An 18,266-nucleotide genomic window follows, 5' to 3' on the forward strand; every position below is an offset into this window, starting at 1 on the left:
GCCCCCCCGAAAAAAATGGAGATGCAACGATGTCGCAATCACCGAGCAAGCTTCGCCTGAGCGCATTGATCGCCCTGGTGGTGGGTTCGATGATCGGTGGCGGGATCTTTTCCCTGCCGCAAAACATGGCGGCCAGGGCCGATGCCGGGGCGATCCTGATCGGTTGGGCGATCACCGCCGTCGGCATGCTGACCCTGGCGTTCGTGTTCCAGACCCTGGCCAATCGCAAGCCGGAGTTGGAGTCCGGGGTGTATGCCTATGCCAAGGCCGGGTTCGGCGACTACATGGGCTTCTCGTCCGCCTGGGGGTACTGGATCAGCGCCTGGTTGGGCAACGTCGGCTACTTCGTGCTGCTGTTCAGCACCCTGGGTTATTTCGTTCCGGTCTTTGGCGAAGGCAACACGCCGATCGCCATCGCCTGCGCTTCGGTGTTGCTCTGGACCGTGCATTTTGTGGTGATGCGCGGGATCAAGGAGGCGGCGTTCATCAACCAGGTGACCACCGTGGCCAAGATCGTGCCGTTGATCATGTTCATCGTGATTGCCGCCGTGGCGTTCAAGGCGGACATCTTTACCCTCGATATCTGGGGGCGTAACAACCCGGAATTCGGCAGTGTGATGGATCAGGTTCGGCACATGATGCTGGTCACCGTGTTCGTGTTCATCGGCATCGAAGGGGCCAGTGTCTATTCGGCCCGGGCGGAGAAACGTTCCGACGTGGGCCGGGCGACGGTGATCGGGTTCATTGGGGTATTGGCACTGTTGGTGCTGGTGAACGTGCTGTCGCTGGGGATCATGACCCAGCCGGAACTGGCGAAACTGCAGAACCCTTCGTTGGCGGCGGTGCTTGAGCATATCGTCGGCCACTGGGGGGCAGTGCTGATCAGCGTCGGCCTGGCGATCTCGCTGTTGGGGGCGTTGCTGTCCTGGGCACTGTTGTGCGCCGAAATCCTGTTCGCCACGGCGAAAGACAAGACCATGCCGGCATTCCTGACCAGGGAAAACGCCAACCGTGTGCCGGTCAATGCCATGTGGCTGACCAACTCGATGATCCAGTTGTTCCTGCTGATCACGCTATTTTCCGCCGGCACCTACACCAGTCTGATTTATCTGGCGTCATCGATGATTCTGGTGCCGTACCTGTGGTCGGCGGCCTATGCGGTGTTGTTGTGCGTGCGCGGGGAAACCTACCAGCAGGCAAGCGCCGAGCGGAGCAAGGATTTGCTGGTTGGCGTCATCGCCTTGAGTTACGCGGTGTGGTTGCTGTACGCCGGCGGCCTGAAGTATTTGCTGCTGTCGGCGTTGCTGTATGCGCCGGGTGTGATCCTGTTTGCCAAGGCCCGCCATGAACAGGGCATGCCATTGTTCACGACGCTCGAGAAAGGCGTTTTCACTGCGGTCATCGGCGGCGCCGGGCTGGCGGCTTATGGGTTGTATAGCGGGTTGCTGAGTCTGTGAAGCTGCTGCTGGCGTATCAGCCACCCTATGACTGGCCGGCCATGCTGGGATTTTTGTCGGCACGGGCGATTGCAGGACTGGAAACGGTTGCCGACGGCGTCTACTCGCGCAGCATCGATCTGAAGGGGATGCACGGCAGCTTTTCTATCCGGCCTACCACGTCTGACGCCCTTGAGCTGACGCTGGACTTTCCCGACCCGAGCGCCGTGCCCGACATCGTCGCAAGCGTGCGGTGGATGTTCGATCTCGATGCCGACCTCGCCACCATCCATCGGCATTTAGCGGGTGATCCGCTGATGGCCCGGTTGATTGCCGAGCGTCCCGGGCTGCGTGTGCCGGGGGCGTGGGACGGGCTGGAACTGGCGATCCGCGCGGTGCTGGGGCAGCAGATTACGGTGGTCGCGGCGATTCGCCTGGCGGGGAAACTGGTGGCGCAATATGGCGTGCCACTGGGTAAGCCATTAGCGGGTTTGAGTCATGTGTTCCCCACGGCGCAGGTGTTGGCGCAGGCCGATCTGGCTGCGTTGGGCATGCCGAAAAGCCGGGGGCGGACCTTGTCGGGTGTGGCTCAGGCATTGCTCGATGATCCGCGATTGTTTGAGCCCGGCCGGGAGGGGGGCGTAGCGCGGTTGCTGGCGTTGCACGGGATTGGTGACTGGACGGCGCAGTACATTGCGTTGCGCCAGTTGCGGGAGATGGATGGATTTCCCAATGGCGATGTGGGGCTGGTCAATGCGTTGGCGGCACTGGAGGGTGGGCCGGTGACGGCGAAGCAGCTGTTGGCGCGGGCGGAAGCGTGGCGGCCTTATCGAGGGTATGCGGCGCAGCTTCTTTGGACTTCGTTGAGTCGGGTGGACTGAGTTGATCCGGGTTTTTTGTTGCCTCTTCTGGCGTCATCGCGAGCAAGCTCGCTCCCACAGGTGACCGAGTTCTACAGGACGACCGCGATCAACTGTGGGAGCGGGCTTGCCCGCGATGGCGATCTGACGATCACCACCACTGCGCGGGATGTGAACCCAGTTCCGTTGCCGGAAGCGTCCACTGCAACAGCGTCCCAGTCACCTTCAATGGGGCGTGCAACCGATGCGCCGGTCCCCAGGGTGTCCGCTCCACGTTTAACCCCTGATCCCGCACATCTTCCGCGCGCAACGACTCATCCGTGCCAGGCCCCTGCTCGATCAACAACTTCGCGGTGCGCGCCAACGACAATCGCGCCGAGCCACCTGTGCCGTCGCTCAATCGTTGCGCCAACAACCTGATCGCACTGGCCGCCATCAAATACCCGGTGGCGTGATCGAGTGCCTGCACCGGCAACGGCGTCGGCTTGTCCGCCGACTTCCAGCGCATGCCCGCTTCGGCAATGCCACTACTCATCTGTACCAGGCTGTCGAAGCCCCGGCGATTTTGCCAGGGGCCACTCCAGCCATAGGCGTTGAGGCAAACATCTATCAGGCCGGGGTTCAGTTGCCGGCGTTGATTCGTGCCCAAGCCAAGTCGCTCCAGCGCATCGGCACGATAGCCGTGGAGCAGAATGTCGGCGTCCTTGAGCAGGGATTCGAATACGCCGCGGTCGGACTTGTCGCTCAGATCAAGACGCGCACAGCGTTTTCCCAACGTGACTTCCGGCACCACCCCCGGCTCGTTCCAGGTCGGCGGATCGATGCGCAGGACATCGGCGCCCAGGCCTGCCAGAAAGCGGCTGGCGATGGGCCCTGCCAGTACCCGGGTCAAGTCCAGCACCTTGATGCCGGCCAGTGGTCGAGCCACTGAACCTGTCCACGGTTTGCTGCCCTGGCCGGGGTGGCTAGCGAGTTGAATCAAGCGTTCGGTATTGACCGCCTGGCCTTGAGGATGGACCTGCCATTGGTCCCAGGTGCGCATTTCGGCGGCACAACCACCGGCATCGACTACCGCCTGTTCCAGCTCGCTTTTCGCCCATTGCGCCACTTTGCCGGCCATCGCGGTACGTTCGGCACAGGCACCGAGCACGCGTTCGGCAGCGGCGCGGTGATGGGGCGCGTTGGTGTGCAGGCGAATCCAGCCGTCGCGGGTGGCGTAATCACCGGCCACCGGGTCCCACAGCGGCGGAACGCTCCAGCCGATCGGGCGAATCGAGGTCGCGAACCAGAAGGACGCGAGGCGTCGATCAACTTCAAGCTCGGGCCGGCGTCCGGTCTGTTGGTGCAGCAGTTCGCTGGCGGCCTGGCCGGCGGCGGCGATGCTCGCGCAGGCCAGTTCGGTGACGGCAAATGCCGAGGGCAGGGCGCCCGTGGCGGTGAACGAGATCGGGGTGTTGGGCAAGCCGAGCGCGGCTTGAATGGACGTGAGTAAACCAGTCATCGAAGGCCCTCCGGAGCGAGAGCCAGATCTTAGATCAAATCAGGTGACAAGCCAGGTGAAACCTGTGGGAGCGGGCTTGCTCGCGAAGACGGAGTGTCAGTCGACATCATTGTTGTCAGACACAACGCTTTCGCGAGCAAGCCCGCTCCCACATTTATCGGTGGTGCTGCTTACACCCGGAACTGATCCATCAATTTCATCTGGTGTGTGGTCAGCGAGTTGAGCTGGCTGCTGATCTGCGCCGACTCGGTGGCCTGGCCGGTCAGGGTTTCGGTGACGGTGCGGATCGCCGAGACATTGCGGTTGACCTCTTCGGCGACGGCGCTTTGCTGCTCGGCGGCGCTGGCGATTTGCAGGTTCATGTCGCTGATCACGGTGACCGCGTCGCTGATTTTGCTCAGGGCCTGGACCGCCTGCTGAATCTGCCCGGCGTTGCTGTGGGCCTGGGTCTGGCTCGAGTGCATGGTGGCGACCACACCGCGGGTACCGGACTGGATGCGTTCGATCACCAGGCGAATTTCCTCCACCGAATCCTGGGTGCGTTTGGCCAGGTTGCGCACTTCATCGGCGACCACCGCAAAGCCGCGACCGCTTTCGCCGGCACGGGCCGCTTCAATCGCCGCGTTGAGGGCCAGCAGGTTGGTTTGCTCGGCGATGCTGCGGATCACTTCCAGCACCGAGCCGATCTGTTCGCTGTTCACCGCCAAGGCTTCGACTTCGTTCACGGCCTTGCTGACTTCGTCGGCCAGTTGATTGATGTCGCGGGTACTGCGCTCGATGATTGACATGCCATCGCGGGCCGACTGGTCGGCACCCTTGGCGGCGTTGGCCGCGTTCGAGGCGCTGTTGGCGACATCGTGAGCCGTGGCGCTCATCTCGTTGGACGCGGTGGCGACCTGGTCGATTTCGCGGAACTGCACCTGCATGCCTTCACTGGTCTGGCGGGCGATTTCCGAAGACTGGTCGGCCGTGCCACGAGCATCGGTGATGCTTTGCTTGATCTGCGCGATGGTCGGTTGCAGCTTGTCGAGGAAACGGTTGAACCAGCTCACCAGTTCGCCCAGTTCGTCCTGCTTGCTGTAGTGCAGGCGCTGAGTCAGGTCACCGTCGCCACTGGCAATCGCCTTGAGCATTTGCGCCACGCTGTTGATCGGTCGGGTCACGCCGGACGCGGTGAGCCACATCAGCAGCAGGCCGATCACACCGGCAATCACCGCCACCGACAAGGCCTTGATCGTGCCGCTTTGCTGGGCATCGTCGAGTACTGCTTGCAGCTTTACCGAGTCGGCCAGCAGCACTTGTTTGGGCAGGTCGATCACCACGGCCCAGGCCTTGGCATCGGCAATCGGGCTGACCGGGTACACCGCACGGATCAGGTCGCCTTGCTGGAGAATCTTCGGTGCACCGCTGCCAAGCAGTTGCAGGATGTCCTTGCCGTCGGCACCCAGGGTGTCGCCGATGCTCTTGCCGACTTTACCGGCATCGACACTGTAGGCGGCCAGCACGCCAGTGCCGGAAACGATGAGCATGTGCCCGGCACTGTTGAACAGGTCGCGCTGAGAGTCGACCGCCGCCGCTTGCAGGGCGTCGAGGGCGATGTCGATACCGACCACGCCGATGGACTTGCCATCCACCAGCAGCGGGACGGAAATGGTGGTCATCAACACTTCCTTGCCGCCGACGGTATCGGCGTAGGGGTCGAGCAGGCAGGTGCGATTGCTGTCCCGAGGGCAGGTGTACCAGACGTTGTACGGCGTGCCGCTGAGGTTCAGGGTGGTTTTGGTCATGTCCTCTTCGACCATGATCGTGTTCAGCGACTCACCCCCGGCACGGCTGAAATAGGTAGCGAAGCGACCGGCCTCGTTGGATTGGCGGGCGGCGTCGTTGACGAACTCGCTGTCCTTGCCGTCCAGGCCGTTGGGTTCGAAGGCCAGCCAGATGCCCAGCACCTTGCCGTTGCGTTCGAAGGCGGTTTTCAGGCTCTGGTTCAACTCTTCACGCAAGGCGCCGGGCTCAAGGGAGCGCTTGGCGGCCATGGCGCGCATGTCCTTGATCTGATCCGCCAGGGCGGTCACCACCGTCAGGGTTTCACCGAAGGTCTTCTGCACCCGCACCGCCTGCTCGGCGGCCTTGGCCTGGAGCAGGTCCTGCACACTGGTAGTGAGCATTCTGCTGCTGGAATCGCTGACCAGATCATCGTTCTGATTGGTCTGGTAGATGTTCATGCTAACTATCAGGGCGACCACCCCCAGCAGGCACAGACCGGACAGCAGGACGATTTTCAGGCGGATGGACAGTGAGTCGAACATAGGGCGAACTCGCGAATGGATGAAGTGTTGGCTGTGAGCCGTTGCGGCTCACTCGCTAAATCCATTTAGCGCCGATCAATGCACATCGGCGTGAAGGCCAGGTTACATGAATGGGCTGCCGACGAACGGTAGTGGTTGAACGTTTGCGCAGAAAAATGTGCCGAAAATGGGGGTAAAAAGAGGAAAAAGCGCGGGGTGAATTCAGGCGGGTTGCGGCAGCGATTCCGGTCGTGACCAGATCCACAGAATGCCCAGCCCCATCCCGGCAATCGCCAGGTAGATCGGCCAGCCGTGATCGAGCGTCAGCAGCATCAGACCGGCACCAAACAGAAGCTTTACGCGCGACCCTGCAAATAGCTCGCGTAATCGGGAATGCGATGGGGATGCGCCTGGTCCATCAACGGGCTGCTGAGCAGGTAATCGGCGCTGCATTCGTTGCACGCCACCGGGATGTTCCACACGGCTGCGACCCGCAGTAATGCCTTGATATCCGGGTCGTGGGGTTGTGGCTCGAACGGGTCCCAGAAGAACACCAGCATGTCGACCCGCTGCTCGGCGATTTGCGCACCGAGCTGTTGATCGCCACCCAGGGGGCCACTGATCATGCTCTCCACGGGCAGGTCGAGGCGTTGTTGCAACAACAACCCCGTGGTGCCGGTAGCGACCAGATCATGCTGGGCCAGCTTGTCTTTCTGCCGTTCGGCCCAGTCGAGCAAGAACACCTTGCAGTGGTCATGGGCAACCAGGGCGATACGCTTGCGCGCCGCCAGGGTCTTTTGCGTAAAACTGATGCCGATCATCGATTGTTACTCCAGACATGACACGCACCTTGTAGGAGCGAGCCTGCTCGCGATGGACTGTAGAGCACCGCGGGGCATCAGGTTCCCCGCGTTATCGTTAACGACCATCGCGAGCAGGCTCGCTCCTACAAAGAAGGGGGCGTACTGCTTATTCGGCGTTACACAGCGCCAGGCAGTTATCGAGCATGCGGTTGGAGAAGCCCCACTCGTTGTCGTACCAGGCCAGGACCTTGAGCAGTTTGCCGCTGGACTTGGTGTGGTTGGCGTCAAAGATCGACGACAGGGGGTTGTGGTTGAAGTCGCTGGAGACCAGCGGCAGGGTGTTGTACCCAAGGATCTTCGAGTGCTGGCTAGCCTCTTTCATCAGCGCATTGACCTCATCGGCCGACGCTTCGCGCTTGAGCTGCACGGTCAGGTCCACCAGCGACACATTGATCACTGGTACGCGCACCGACATGCCGGTCAATTTGCCCGCCAGTTCCGGCAGCACCAAGCCCACCGCTTCAGCAGCACCGGTCTTGCTCGGGATCATGTTCTGGGTGGCCGAACGGGCGCGGTACGGATCGACGTGATAAACGTCGGTCAGGTGCTGGTCGTTGGTATAGGCGTGAATGGTGGTCATCAAGCCGCTTTCGATGCCCAGCTCGCGGTGCAGCACCTGGGCCACCGGGGCCAGGCAGTTGGTGGTGCACGACGCATTGGAGATGATCTGGTGCGATTGGCGCAGAATGTCGTGGTTCACCCCGTAAACGACGGTGGCATCGGCGCCTTTGGCCGGGGCCGAGATGATCACTTTGCGCGCGCCCGCCGTAATATGCGCGGCGGCTTTGGCCCGGTCGGTGAACAGGCCGGTGCATTCGAATACCACATCAATCTTTTCCGCAGCCCAGGGCAGATCGGCCGGGTTGCGGATGGCACTGACCGAAATGCGGTCGCCGTTGACCGTCAGGCTCTCCTGGTCATGCTGGACATCGGCATCGAACGTGCCGTGAACGGTGTCGTACTTGAGTAGATGAGCATTGATCGCACTGTCGCCCAGGTCGTTGATGGCGACGATCTGCAGATCCTGACGGTAGCCCTGGGTATAGAGTGCGCGCAGGACATTACGGCCGATGCGGCCAAAACCATTGATTGCGATTCGAAGAGTCATAGTGCGGCGCTACCGTCGTTTTGTTGTTGGAATTACAAGATTATTCGCAAAAAAATAGAAAACAAGCCTTTTTGATGGCAATATTTTGTTCAATCTACAACGAGTGACCTGAATCAACTGGTCCAACCGATCAAGAAAACCGTCTGTCATCCCATCGACACCGGCCTTTGATCAGCATAGACAATCAGGTCGCCACATCCGTTAGCCTGGAGTTCTACACATGCATCCCCGCGTCCTTGAGGTCACCGAACGGCTTATCGCCCGCAGTCGCGCCACGCGTGAGGCTTACCTTGCATTGATTCGCGGTGCGGCCAGCGACGGGCCGATGCGCGGCAAGCTGCAATGCGCCAACTTCGCCCATGGCGTGGCCGGTTGCGGCAGCGACGACAAGCACAGCCTGCGGATGATGAATGCCGCAAACATTGCGATTGTTTCGTCATATAACGACATGCTCTCGGCGCACCAGCCGTACGAAGTCTTTCCGGAACTGATCAAAAAGGCCCTGCGCGAAATCGGCTCCGTCGGCCAGTTCGCCGGTGGCACGCCGGCCATGTGCGATGGCGTGACCCAGGGCGAGCCGGGCATGGAGCTGAGCCTGCCGAGCCGCGAAGTGATCGCGCTGTCCACCGCCGTGGCGCTCTCCCACAACATGTTCGACGGCGCGCTGCTGCTCGGCATCTGCGACAAGATCGTGCCGGGCCTGATGATGGGCGCGCTGCGCTTCGGCCATCTGCCGATGATCTTCGTGCCGGGCGGGCCGATGGTCTCGGGCATTTCCAACAAGCAGAAAGCCGACGTGCGGCAGAAATACGCCGAAGGCAAGGCGACCCGCGAGGAGCTGCTGGAATCGGAGATGAAGTCCTACCACAGCCCTGGCACCTGCACCTTCTACGGCACCGCCAACACCAACCAGTTGCTGATGGAAGTCATGGGCCTGCACCTTCCGGGCGCGTCCTTCGTCAACCCGAACACGCCGTTGCGTGATGCCCTGACCCGCGAAGCCGCGCACCAGGTCACGCGCCTGACCAAGCAGAACGGCGACTTCATGCCGATCGGCGAAATCGTCGACGAGCGTTCGCTGGTCAATTCGATTGTCGCGTTGCACGCCACGGGCGGCTCGACCAACCACACCCTGCACATGCCGGCCATCGCCATGGCGGCGGGCATTCAACTGACCTGGCAGGACATGGCCGACCTCTCCGAAGTCGTGCCGACCCTGAGCCACGTCTACCCGAACGGCAAAGCCGACATTAACCACTTCCAGGCTGCGGGCGGCATGTCGTTCCTGATCCGCGAACTGCTGGAAGCCGGGCTGCTCCACGAAAACGTCAACACCGTGATGGGCCATGGCCTGAGCCGCTATACCCAGGAGCCGTTCCTCGACAACGGCGAGCTGGTGTGGCGCGAAGGCGTGACCGACAGCCTCGATGAAAGCATCCTGCGTCCGGTCGCCCGTGCATTCTCGGCCGAAGGTGGCCTGCGGGTGATGGAAGGCAACCTCGGTCGCGGGGTGATGAAAGTCTCCGCCGTCGCTGTGGAGAACCAGATCGTCGAAGCGCCGGCCATGGTGTTCCAGGATCAGCAGGACCTGGCCGATGCGTTCAAGGCCGGTTTGCTGGAGAAGGATTTTGTCGCGGTGATGCGCTTCCAGGGGCCGCGCTCCAACGGCATGCCCGAACTGCACAAGATGACGCCGTTCCTCGGCGTGTTGCAGGACCGCGGCTTCAAAGTGGCGCTGGTGACTGACGGACGCATGTCCGGGGCGTCGGGGAAAATCCCGGCGGCCATTCACGTCAGCCCCGAAGCTTATGTCGGCGGCGCTTTGGCGCGGGTGCAAGAGGGCGATATCATCCGCGTCGATGGCGTCAAAGGCACCCTGGAGCTTAAGGTGGACGCCGAAGAATTCGCAGCGCGCACACCGGCCAAGGGCCTGTTGGGCAACAACATCGGCACCGGTCGCGAACTGTTTGGTTTCATGCGCATGGCCTTCAGCTCGGCGGAGCAGGGCGCCAGCGCCTTCACTTCTGCCCTGGAGACGCTTAATTGAAACTGGCTTTGGTCGGTGACATCGGTGGGACCAACGCACGTTTCGCGTTGTGGAAAAACCAGCAGCTGGAATCGGTCCAGGTGCTGGCAACGGCGGACTTCCCCAGCCCGGAAGAAGCGATCAGCCTCTACCTCAACGGTCTGGGGCTGGCGCCGGGTTCGATCGGTTCGGTGTGCCTGTCGGTGGCCGGTCCCGTCAGTGGCGATGAGTTCAAGTTCACCAACAATCACTGGCGTCTGAGCCGCAAGGGTTTCTGCCAGACCTTGCAGGTGGATCAACTGTTGCTGGTCAACGACTTCTCGGCCATGGCCCTGGGCATGACCCGTTTGCAGCCCGGCGAATACCGCGTGGTCTGCGAAGGCACGCCGGAGCCGTTGCGCCCGGCCGTGGTGATTGGCCCGGGCACCGGCCTGGGCGTCGGCACCTTGCTCGATCTGGGCGAGGGCCGGTTTGCGGCGTTGCCAGGGGAGGGCGGCCACGTCGACTTGCCTTTGAGCAGCCCGCGTGAAACCCAACTGTGGCAGCACATTTTCAACGAGATCGGCCACGTCAGTGCTGAAACCGCATTGAGCGGCGGCGGCTTGCCCCGCGTCTACCGGGCGATCTGTGCGGTGGACGGGCACACGCCGGTGCTCGACACGCCGGAAGCCATCACCGCCGCCGGGCTGGCGGGCGACCCGATTGCCGTGGAAGTGCTTGAGCAGTTCTGCTGCTGGCTCGGTCGCGTGGCGGGCAACAACGTGCTGACCAGCGGTGGACGCGGTGGCGTGTACATCGTTGGCGGAGTGATTCCACGGTTTGCCGATTTCTTCCTCGAAAGCGGTTTCGCCCGCTGCTTCGCCGACAAGGGTTGCATGAGCGATTACTTCAAGGGGATTCCGGTGTGGCTGGTGACGGCGCCGTATTCGGGACTTGTTGGCGCGGGAGTAGCGCTCGAACAGGCTTGAGATCGAGTCGCCTTCATCGCGGGCAAGCCCGCTCCCACAGGATCACCGGCATTTTCAGAATGTGTACATAACCTTGTGGGAGCGGGCTTGCCCGCGATGAGGCCAGAACAGGCAACAATTTTTCAAGGTTCATCAGGCATAATCCGCCCAATTCAAACAACAAGGATGCCTTCGAAGTGAGCTCAGTCAACAAGTCGATTTTGTTGGTCGATGACGATCAAGAGATACGCGAGTTGCTGGACACCTACCTGACTCGCGCCGGGTTCCAGGTACGTGCCACTGCCGATGGCGCCGGTTTTCGCCAGGCGCTGAACGAAGCGCCGGCCGACCTGGTGATCCTTGACGTGATGTTGCCCGACGAAGACGGCTTCAGCCTGTGTCGCTGGATTCGCCAGCATCCGCGCCAGGCGCAGGTGCCGATCATCATGCTCACCGCCAGTTCCGACGAAGCCGACCGTGTCATCGGCCTGGAACTGGGCGCCGACGATTACCTCGGCAAGCCGTTCAGCCCACGGGAATTGCAGGCGCGGATCAAGGCGTTGCTGCGCCGCGCGCAGTTCGGTCAGGAGCGTAACGGCGGTGAGGTGTTGGCCTTCGATGACTGGCGCCTGGACATGGTCAGCCATCGGTTGTTTCACATCGATGGCGAAGAGGTGATTCTCTCGGGCGCCGACTTCGCACTGCTGAAACTGTTCCTCGACCATCCGCAGGAAATCCTCGACCGCGACACCATCGGCAACGCGACCCGTGGCCGTGAACTGATGCCGCTGGATCGCATCGTCGACATGGCGGTCAGTCGATTGCGCCAGCGCCTGCGCGACACGGAAAAACCGCCACGGTTGATCCGCACCGTACGCGGCAGCGGCTACCAACTGGCGGCCAATGTGGTTGCCGGCAATGGCCACTGAGTTGTTCCGCAAGCTCGCCGCCAGGGTGCCGATGCCGCGTTCGCTGCTCGGGCGGATGTTGTTGTTGACCTTGCTGGCCGTGCTGTTCGCCCAGGCGTTGTCGAGCGTGATCTGGGTGTCGCAACTGCGCGCCACGCAGCTCGAGGGCCTGGTTACCAGCGCCCGCAGCCTGGCCCATTCGATGACGGCCAGTGTCAGTTATTTTCGTTCGTTGCCGGTGGCGTTTCGGCCCCTGGTGCTCGATCAGTTGCGCAGCATGGGCGGCACCCGGTTCGTGGTTACGCTCAACGACAAACCCCTGGGCATGGAAGTGCTGCCCATCACCCCGCGCAAAGAGGCGGTGCTCAAGGCGGTGGACGAGGTGCTGCGCCAGTCCCTCGGTCAGGACACGGACATCTCGGTGACCTTCGTCAGCCCGGAAGACCTGCGCATCTTCAATGGCGGCCTGAAACTCGATGAGTTGCCACGTTCCTGGGCGCACTACGCCTTGACCCTGGAACCGGTGAACCCGCCGGTGCTGGTCACGCAGATCCAGATGGCGCCGGGCGAATGGCTGTACATCGCCTCACTGCTGCCCGAGCCCTACACCAGTCTTGAAGAACAGGGGCTGCCGGCGCAGCAGGTGTGGTTTATCGTCCTGACCAGCGGCTTTCTGCTGTTGTTCATCGGCCTGCTGGTGCACTGGCAGAGTCGTCCGCTCAAGCGCCTGGCGCGGGCCGCGCGCGATCTGTCGCTGGGTGCCGACGTCGAACCGGTGGCCGAGGGCGGTGGCAGTGAAGTGGTCGAGGTCGGGCGTGCCTTCAACACCATGCGCGAGCGCATCAGCCGTTACCTGACCGAGCGCAGCCAGTTGTTCAGTGCGATATCCCACGACCTGCGCACGCCGATCACCCGTTTGCGCCTGCGCGTTGAATTGCTCGAAGACGAAACGCTGCAAGCCAAGTTCGGGCGCGATCTGGACGAACTCGAATTGCTGGTCAAGGGCGCACTGCAATGCGTGAAGGACACCGACATCCACGAGAACATCGAGCCGGTGGACCTCAACCATGTGCTCGACTGTCTGGTGGAGCCGTACCTGGCCCCCAACGGCAATGGTCGCGTGACCCAGCAGGGGCGGGCGCTGGCGGCGTATCCGGGCAAACCCCTGGCGCTCAAGCGCTGCATCGGCAACCTGATCGACAATGCGTTGAAGTACGGGCAGAACGCGCACCTGCACATTGATGACGATGACCGCGCGTTCATCCTGCATGTCGATGATGAAGGGCCCGGCGTGCCGGAGCAGCGGCTGGAACAGGTGTTCGAACCGCATTTCCGCCTGGCCGGGCAGCAGCAGGGGTATGGGTTGGGACTGGGGATTGCCCGCAACATTGCCCATAGCCATGGTGGTGAGGTCAGCTTGCAGAACCTGCGTGAGGGCGGATTGCGGGTGACACTGCAGTTGCCACGCAGTGTCGACTAGAGATACCGCGTTATCGTTCATCGCGGGCAAGCCCGCTCCCGCAAGGTTTCGTGTTGACCACTATATTGTGATCGACACAAAACCTGTGGGAGCGGGCTTGCCCGCGATGGCGCCAGACCATTCAACACATCTCTCACGGCAAATGTCACAGCCTGGTGACATAACCCACCCCCTTCGTTACAAGCCCGCCGCCTTCCGTTGTTTATGCTGCCCCTCAGTCATAACAACAAAAAAGGTACGCCATGGACACCCTCCAACCCGCCTTCAGCAGTTGGCTGAACGCACCGGCCCATCAGCAATGGCTCGCCGCCGAAGGCCTGCGCCTGTTGAGCTTTGCCAAGGCTTCCAAGCTCCCTGAAGGCTTCGGCAACCTCGATGAAAGGGGCCGCCTCCCGGCCGATGCGCAAGCCCAGACCATGAACACCGCACGCATGACCCACAGCTTCGCCATGGCCCATATCCAGGGTTTGCCAGGCTTTGCCGAGCTGGTCGATCACGGCGTCGCGGCACTGCGCGGGCCACTGCGCGATGCGGTTCACGGCGGCTGGTTCGCCACCGCCGAACATCGCGATGGCAACACCGGCAAGAACGCCTACCTGCATGCCTTCGTCGCGCTGGCCGCCAGTTCTGCGGTGGTCGCACAGCGTCCCGGTGCGCAAGCCTTGCTCGATGATGCCATCGACATCATCGACACCTGGTTCTGGAGTGAAGAAGAAGGCGCGATGCGCGAATCCTTCAATCGCGACTGGAGTGAAGAGGAAGCTTATCGCGGCGCCAACAGCAACATGCACGCCACCGAAGCCTTCCTCGCCCTGGCCGATGTCACTGAAGACAACCGCTGGTTGTGCCGTGCACAGCGCATCGTTGAGCGGGTGATCCATGGTCACGCCGCTGCCAACGATTACCTGGTGATCGAACATTTCGACCGCGACTGGCAGCCACTGCGGGACTACAACCGTGACAATCCGGCGGACGGTTTTCGCCCCTACGGCACCACCCCGGGCCACGGTTTCGAGTGGGCACGGCTGTTGCTGCACCTCGAAGCTTCGCGGGTGAGCGCGGGGATGCTCACGCCGGGCTGGCTGGTCACCGACGCGCAAAAACTCTTCGAGCACAACTGTCGACACGGCTGGAACATCGATGGCGCGCCGGGGATTGTCTACACCCTGGACTGGGACAACAAAGCGGTGGTCCGCCATCGCCTGCACTGGACCCATTGCGAAGCCAGTGCCGCCGCCAGCGCGCTGATCAAACGCACGGGTGACCTGCAGTACGAGCAGTGGTACCGGCTGTTCTGGGAATTCTGTGACAGTCATTTCATCGACCGCTGTGATGGCAGCTGGTATCACGAACTCGATCCGCAAAACCGCCCGAGTGCCGATATCTGGCCCGGCAAGCCTGACCTTTACCATGCCTGGCAAGCCGTGCTGATTCCGCGCCTGGCGCTGGCGCCGAGCATGGCAACGGCGCTGGCGCAGTTGTCCCAGAGCGGTTCTATGTAACCATGCGGTGACATTCGCGCATCCCTTCGTTACCTGCGAGGGGATATCCCCTGTTTAGAATCCTATGCAGCGCAAGCAACAGACTTGCATGCATAACAACAAGAAAGGTGCTCCTAGATGAATGCGATTTCTCGCCTCGCTACTGTCATTTCTCTCGCTTCCCTGTCTGCGCTCCCCCTCAGTGTCCTGGCCGCCGAATCCAAAGGTTCCGTTGAGGTCGTTCACTGGTGGACCTCCGGTGGTGAAAAAGCAGCGGTCGATGTCCTGAAGGCTCAAGTCGAAAAAGACGGCTTCACCTGGAAGGACGGCGCAGTCGCCGGTGGCGGCGGTTCCACGGCCATGACCGTACTCAAGAGTCGCGCCGTAGCCGGCAACCCGCCAGGCGTTGCGCAGATCAAGGGTCCGGACATCCAGGAATGGGGCAGCACCGGCCTGCTCAGCACCGACGCGTTGAAAGACGTTTCCAAGGCGGAAAACTGGGATGGCCTGCTGTCGAAGAAAGTCTCCGACACCGTGAAGTATGAAGGCGACTACGTCGCCGTGCCGGTGAACATCCACCGCGTCAACTGGCTGTGGATCAACCCGCAAGTGTTCAAGAAAGCCGGGATCGAAAAAGCCCCGACGACCCTCGAAGAATTCTATGCCGCCGGCGACAAGCTCAAGGCCGCCGGCTTCATTGCGCTCGCCCACGGCGGTCAGCCTTGGCAGGACAGCACCGTGTTCGAAGACGTGGTGCTCTCGGTGATGGGCGCCGACGGTTACAAGAAAGCCCTGGTCGACCTGGACCAGAAAACCCTGTCCGGCCCGGAAATGACCAAGTCGTTCGCCGAGCTGAAAAAGATCACCGGCTACATGGACCCGAACCGCGCCGGTCGTGACTGGAACATCGCCGCCGCCGACGTCATCAATGGCAAGGCCGGCATGCAGATGATGGGCGACTGGGCGAAAAGCGAGTGGACCGCGGCCAATAAAGTCGCGGGCAAGGACTACCTGTGCGTAGCGTTCCCGGGCACTGAAAAGGCCTTCACCTACAACATCGACTCCCTGGCGGTGTTCAAGCTCAAGGCCGATCGCAAGGGCGATATCGCAGCCCAGCAAGACCTGGCCAAGGTCGCATTGGGCACCGACTTCCAGAAAGTCTTCAGCATGAACAAGGGTTCGATCCCGGTGCGTAACGACATGCTGGGCGAAATGGACAAGCTCGGCTTCGACGAGTGCGCCCAGAAGTCGGCGAAGGACTTCATCGCGGACGACAAGACCGGCGGCCTGCAACCGAGCATGGCGCACAACATGGCCACCTCCCTGGCCGTGCAGGGTGCGATCTTCGACGTCGTCACCAACTTCATGAACGACAAGAACGCTGACCCGGCCAAGGCCAGCGCCCAACTGGCTTCGGCTGTCAAAGCTGCCCAGTAATCCCTGACACAACCCGTTCCTGACTGGAATGGGATTGTGTGGGAGCGGGCTTGCCCGCGATGCAGGCGACTCGGTTTGACTATGAACCCGGTTGATCTCATCGCTGGCAAGCCAGCTCCCACAGGATCCTGCTCCAGCCAGGGGTCCTTGTGTCGCTTCATTTCTCTAAACCTGGATTATCCCGATGAGCTCTGTGGCGGTTTTCAGCAAAGCCTCACCGTTCGATGCGCTGCAACGCTGGCTACCCAAATTGGTACTCGCGCCGAGCATGCTGATCGTGTTGGTTGGCTTCTACGGTTACATCATCTGGACGTTCATTCTGTCCTTCACCAATTCCAGCTTCATGCCGAGCTACAAGTGGGTCGGCCTGCAGCAATACATGCGCCTGATGGACAACGACCGCTGGTGGGTCGCGAGCAAGAACCTCGCGGTGTTCGGCGGCATGTTCATCGGCATCAGCCTGGTGCTGGGCGTGTTCCTCGCCGTGCTGCTGGACCAGCGCATTCGCAAGGAAGGCTTCATCCGCACCGTCTACCTGTACCCGATGGCGCTGTCGATGATCGTCACCGGTACCGCATGGAAATGGCTGCTCAACCCTGGCCTGGGCCTGGACAAGATGCTGCGTGACTGGGGCTGGGAAGGCTTTCGTCTCGACTGGCTGGTGGATCAGGATCGCGTCGTCTACTGCCTGGTGATCGCCGCCGTGTGGCAAGCCTCCGGGTTTGTCATGGCGATGTTCCTGGCCGGCCTGCGCGGTGTCGATCAATCGATCATCCGCGCCGCGCAAGTCGATGGTGCCAGCCTGCCGACCATCTACCTGAAGATCGTTTTGCCGAGCCTGCGTCCGGTGTTCTTCAGTGCCTTCATGATCCTCGCGCACATCGCGATCAAGAGCTTCGACCTGGTCGCGGCGATGACCGCGGGCGGCCCGGGTTATTCATCCGACCTGCCGGCGATGTTCATGTATTCCTTCACCTTCAGCCGTGGCCAGATGGGCATCGGTTCGGCCAGCGCCATGCTGATGCTCGGCGCCGTGCTGACCATCCTCGTGCCGTACCTGTACTCCGAGCTGCGAGGCAAACGCCATGACTAATCAACTCGGAAAATCGGGCATCAGTTTCAGCCGCATCGCGATCTACGCCACCCTGCTGTTGGCAGCGGCGGTCTACCTGATCCCGCTGGTGGTGATGCTGCTGACCAGCTTCAAATCCCCGGAAGACATCCGCACTGGCAACCTGCTGAGCTGGCCGACCGTGATCGACGGCATTGGCTGGATCAAGGCCTGGGACGTGGTCGGCGGCTACTTCTGGAACTCGGTGAAAATCACCGTGCCGGCGGTGCTGATCTCGACCTTCATCGGCGCGATGAACGGCTACGTACTGTCGATGTGGCGCTTCCGTGGCTCGCAGTTGTTCTTCGGCCTGCTGCTGTTCGGCTGCTTCCTGCCGTTCCAGACCGTGCTGCTGCCGGCCTCGTTCACCCTCGGCAAATTCGGCCTGGCCAACACCACCACCGGCCTGGTGCTGGTGCACGTGGTCTACGGCCTGGCGTTCACCACGCTGTTCTTCCGCAACTACTACGTGAGCATTCCGGATGCGCTGGTCAAGGCCGCAAGGCTCGATGGCGCAGGCTTCTTCACGATCTTCCTGAAAATCCTGCTGCCGATGTCGATCCCGATCGTGATGGTCTGCCTGATCTGGCAGTTCACCCAGATCTGGAACGACTTCCTGTTCGGCGTGGTCTTCGCCAGCGGCGATGCCCAGCCAATTACCGTGGCCCTGAACAACCTGGTCAACACCAGCACCGGGGCCAAGGAATACAACGTTGATATGGCCGCCGCGATGATCGCCGGGCTGCCGACACTGCTGGTCTACATATTCGCTGGCAAGTATTTCCTGCGTGGGCTGACGTCCGGCGCGGTCAAGGGGTAG

Annotated in this window: 14 protein-coding genes and 2 pseudogenes; 10 read left to right on the top strand and 6 right to left on the bottom strand. The window is 61.8% G+C overall.

Annotated features, from left to right (window positions below; genetic code table 11):
- The first annotated feature begins 29 nt into the window (after nt 1-29).
- Together arcD and KW841_RS16310 are read left to right on the top strand one after the other, a co-directional pair.
- Nucleotides 30-1,457: an arginine-ornithine antiporter gene (gene arcD / locus KW841_RS16305; RefSeq protein WP_218477995.1), complete on the top strand. Its 1,428-nt coding sequence runs from the start codon at nt 30-32 to the stop codon at nt 1,455-1,457.
- A complete protein-coding gene (locus tag KW841_RS16310; protein WP_218477997.1) occupies nt 1,454-2,317 on the top strand; it encodes a DNA-3-methyladenine glycosylase in 864 nt (287 codons plus the stop codon). Before arcD ends, KW841_RS16310 begins: the two co-directional genes overlap by 4 nt.
- A gap of 130 nt (nt 2,318-2,447) precedes the next feature.
- Here KW841_RS16310 and KW841_RS16315 read toward each other — a convergent pair whose 3' ends face one another.
- From KW841_RS16315 to gap, 6 genes and pseudogenes are all read right to left on the bottom strand, one after another.
- A complete protein-coding gene (locus KW841_RS16315; RefSeq protein WP_218478006.1) occupies nt 2,448-3,797 on the bottom strand; it encodes a CoA transferase in 1,350 nt (449 codons plus the stop codon).
- A gap of 170 nt (nt 3,798-3,967) precedes the next feature.
- Complete coding sequence (locus tag KW841_RS30075; RefSeq protein WP_371319514.1) at nt 3,968-4,723, bottom strand: methyl-accepting chemotaxis protein; 756 nt, start codon at nt 4,721-4,723, stop codon at nt 3,968-3,970.
- Between the two features lie 150 nt (nt 4,724-4,873).
- Nucleotides 4,874-6,106, bottom strand: a pseudogene (locus KW841_RS30080) (chemotaxis protein); the annotation flags it as partial.
- A gap of 201 nt (nt 6,107-6,307) precedes the next feature.
- Nucleotides 6,308-6,436 (bottom strand): annotated as a pseudogene (locus tag KW841_RS16325) (DUF454 domain-containing protein); the annotation flags it as partial.
- 5 nt (nt 6,437-6,441) lie between these two features.
- Nucleotides 6,442-6,906: a methylglyoxal synthase gene (locus KW841_RS16330; RefSeq protein WP_104449192.1), complete on the bottom strand. Its 465-nt coding sequence runs from the start codon at nt 6,904-6,906 to the stop codon at nt 6,442-6,444.
- Between the two features lie 148 nt (nt 6,907-7,054).
- A complete protein-coding gene (gene gap / locus KW841_RS16335) occupies nt 7,055-8,056 on the bottom strand; it encodes a type I glyceraldehyde-3-phosphate dehydrogenase (RefSeq protein ID WP_007974423.1) in 1,002 nt (333 codons plus the stop codon).
- A gap of 220 nt (nt 8,057-8,276) precedes the next feature.
- Here gap and edd point away from each other — a divergent pair, with 220 nt between their 5' ends.
- The 8 genes from edd to KW841_RS16375 all read left to right on the top strand — a co-directional run bounded on the left by edd (nt 8,277) and on the right by KW841_RS16375 (nt 18,266).
- Nucleotides 8,277-10,103: a phosphogluconate dehydratase gene (edd, locus tag KW841_RS16340; protein WP_007974426.1), complete on the top strand. Its 1,827-nt coding sequence runs from the start codon at nt 8,277-8,279 to the stop codon at nt 10,101-10,103.
- Nucleotides 10,100-11,050 carry a glucokinase gene (locus tag KW841_RS16345; protein ID WP_218478010.1) on the top strand — a complete coding sequence of 317 codons (951 nt, stop codon included), beginning with the start codon at nt 10,100-10,102 and terminating at the stop codon, nt 11,048-11,050. Before edd ends, KW841_RS16345 begins: the two co-directional genes overlap by 4 nt.
- 176 nt (nt 11,051-11,226) lie before the next feature.
- On the top strand, nt 11,227-11,958 hold the full coding sequence (locus tag KW841_RS16350) for a response regulator (protein ID WP_007974429.1): 732 nt from the start codon (nt 11,227-11,229) through the stop codon (nt 11,956-11,958).
- 31 nt (nt 11,959-11,989) lie between these two features.
- Entirely contained in the window at nt 11,990-13,417 is a 1,428-nt protein-coding gene (locus KW841_RS16355) for an ATP-binding protein (RefSeq protein WP_015096573.1), read from the top strand.
- 242 nt (nt 13,418-13,659) lie between these two features.
- Nucleotides 13,660-14,919, top strand: a complete 1,260-nt coding sequence (locus KW841_RS16360; protein ID WP_218478012.1) for an AGE family epimerase/isomerase — start codon at nt 13,660-13,662, stop codon at nt 14,917-14,919.
- 117 nt (nt 14,920-15,036) lie between these two features.
- Entirely contained in the window at nt 15,037-16,335 is a 1,299-nt protein-coding gene (locus KW841_RS16365; RefSeq protein WP_218478014.1) for an ABC transporter substrate-binding protein, read from the top strand.
- Nucleotides 16,336-16,519: 184 nt separating this feature from the next.
- A complete protein-coding gene (locus tag KW841_RS16370; RefSeq protein WP_007974433.1) occupies nt 16,520-17,428 on the top strand; it encodes a carbohydrate ABC transporter permease in 909 nt (302 codons plus the stop codon).
- Nucleotides 17,421-18,266, top strand: coding sequence for a carbohydrate ABC transporter permease (locus KW841_RS16375; RefSeq protein WP_007974434.1), 846 nt, complete (start codon nt 17,421-17,423; stop codon nt 18,264-18,266). Before KW841_RS16370 ends, KW841_RS16375 begins: the two co-directional genes overlap by 8 nt.

The sequence above is a fragment of the Pseudomonas sp. PDM28 genome (assembly GCF_019219115.1).
In the GTDB taxonomy this organism is placed as follows: domain Bacteria; phylum Pseudomonadota; class Gammaproteobacteria; order Pseudomonadales; family Pseudomonadaceae; genus Aquipseudomonas; species Aquipseudomonas laurylsulfatiphila.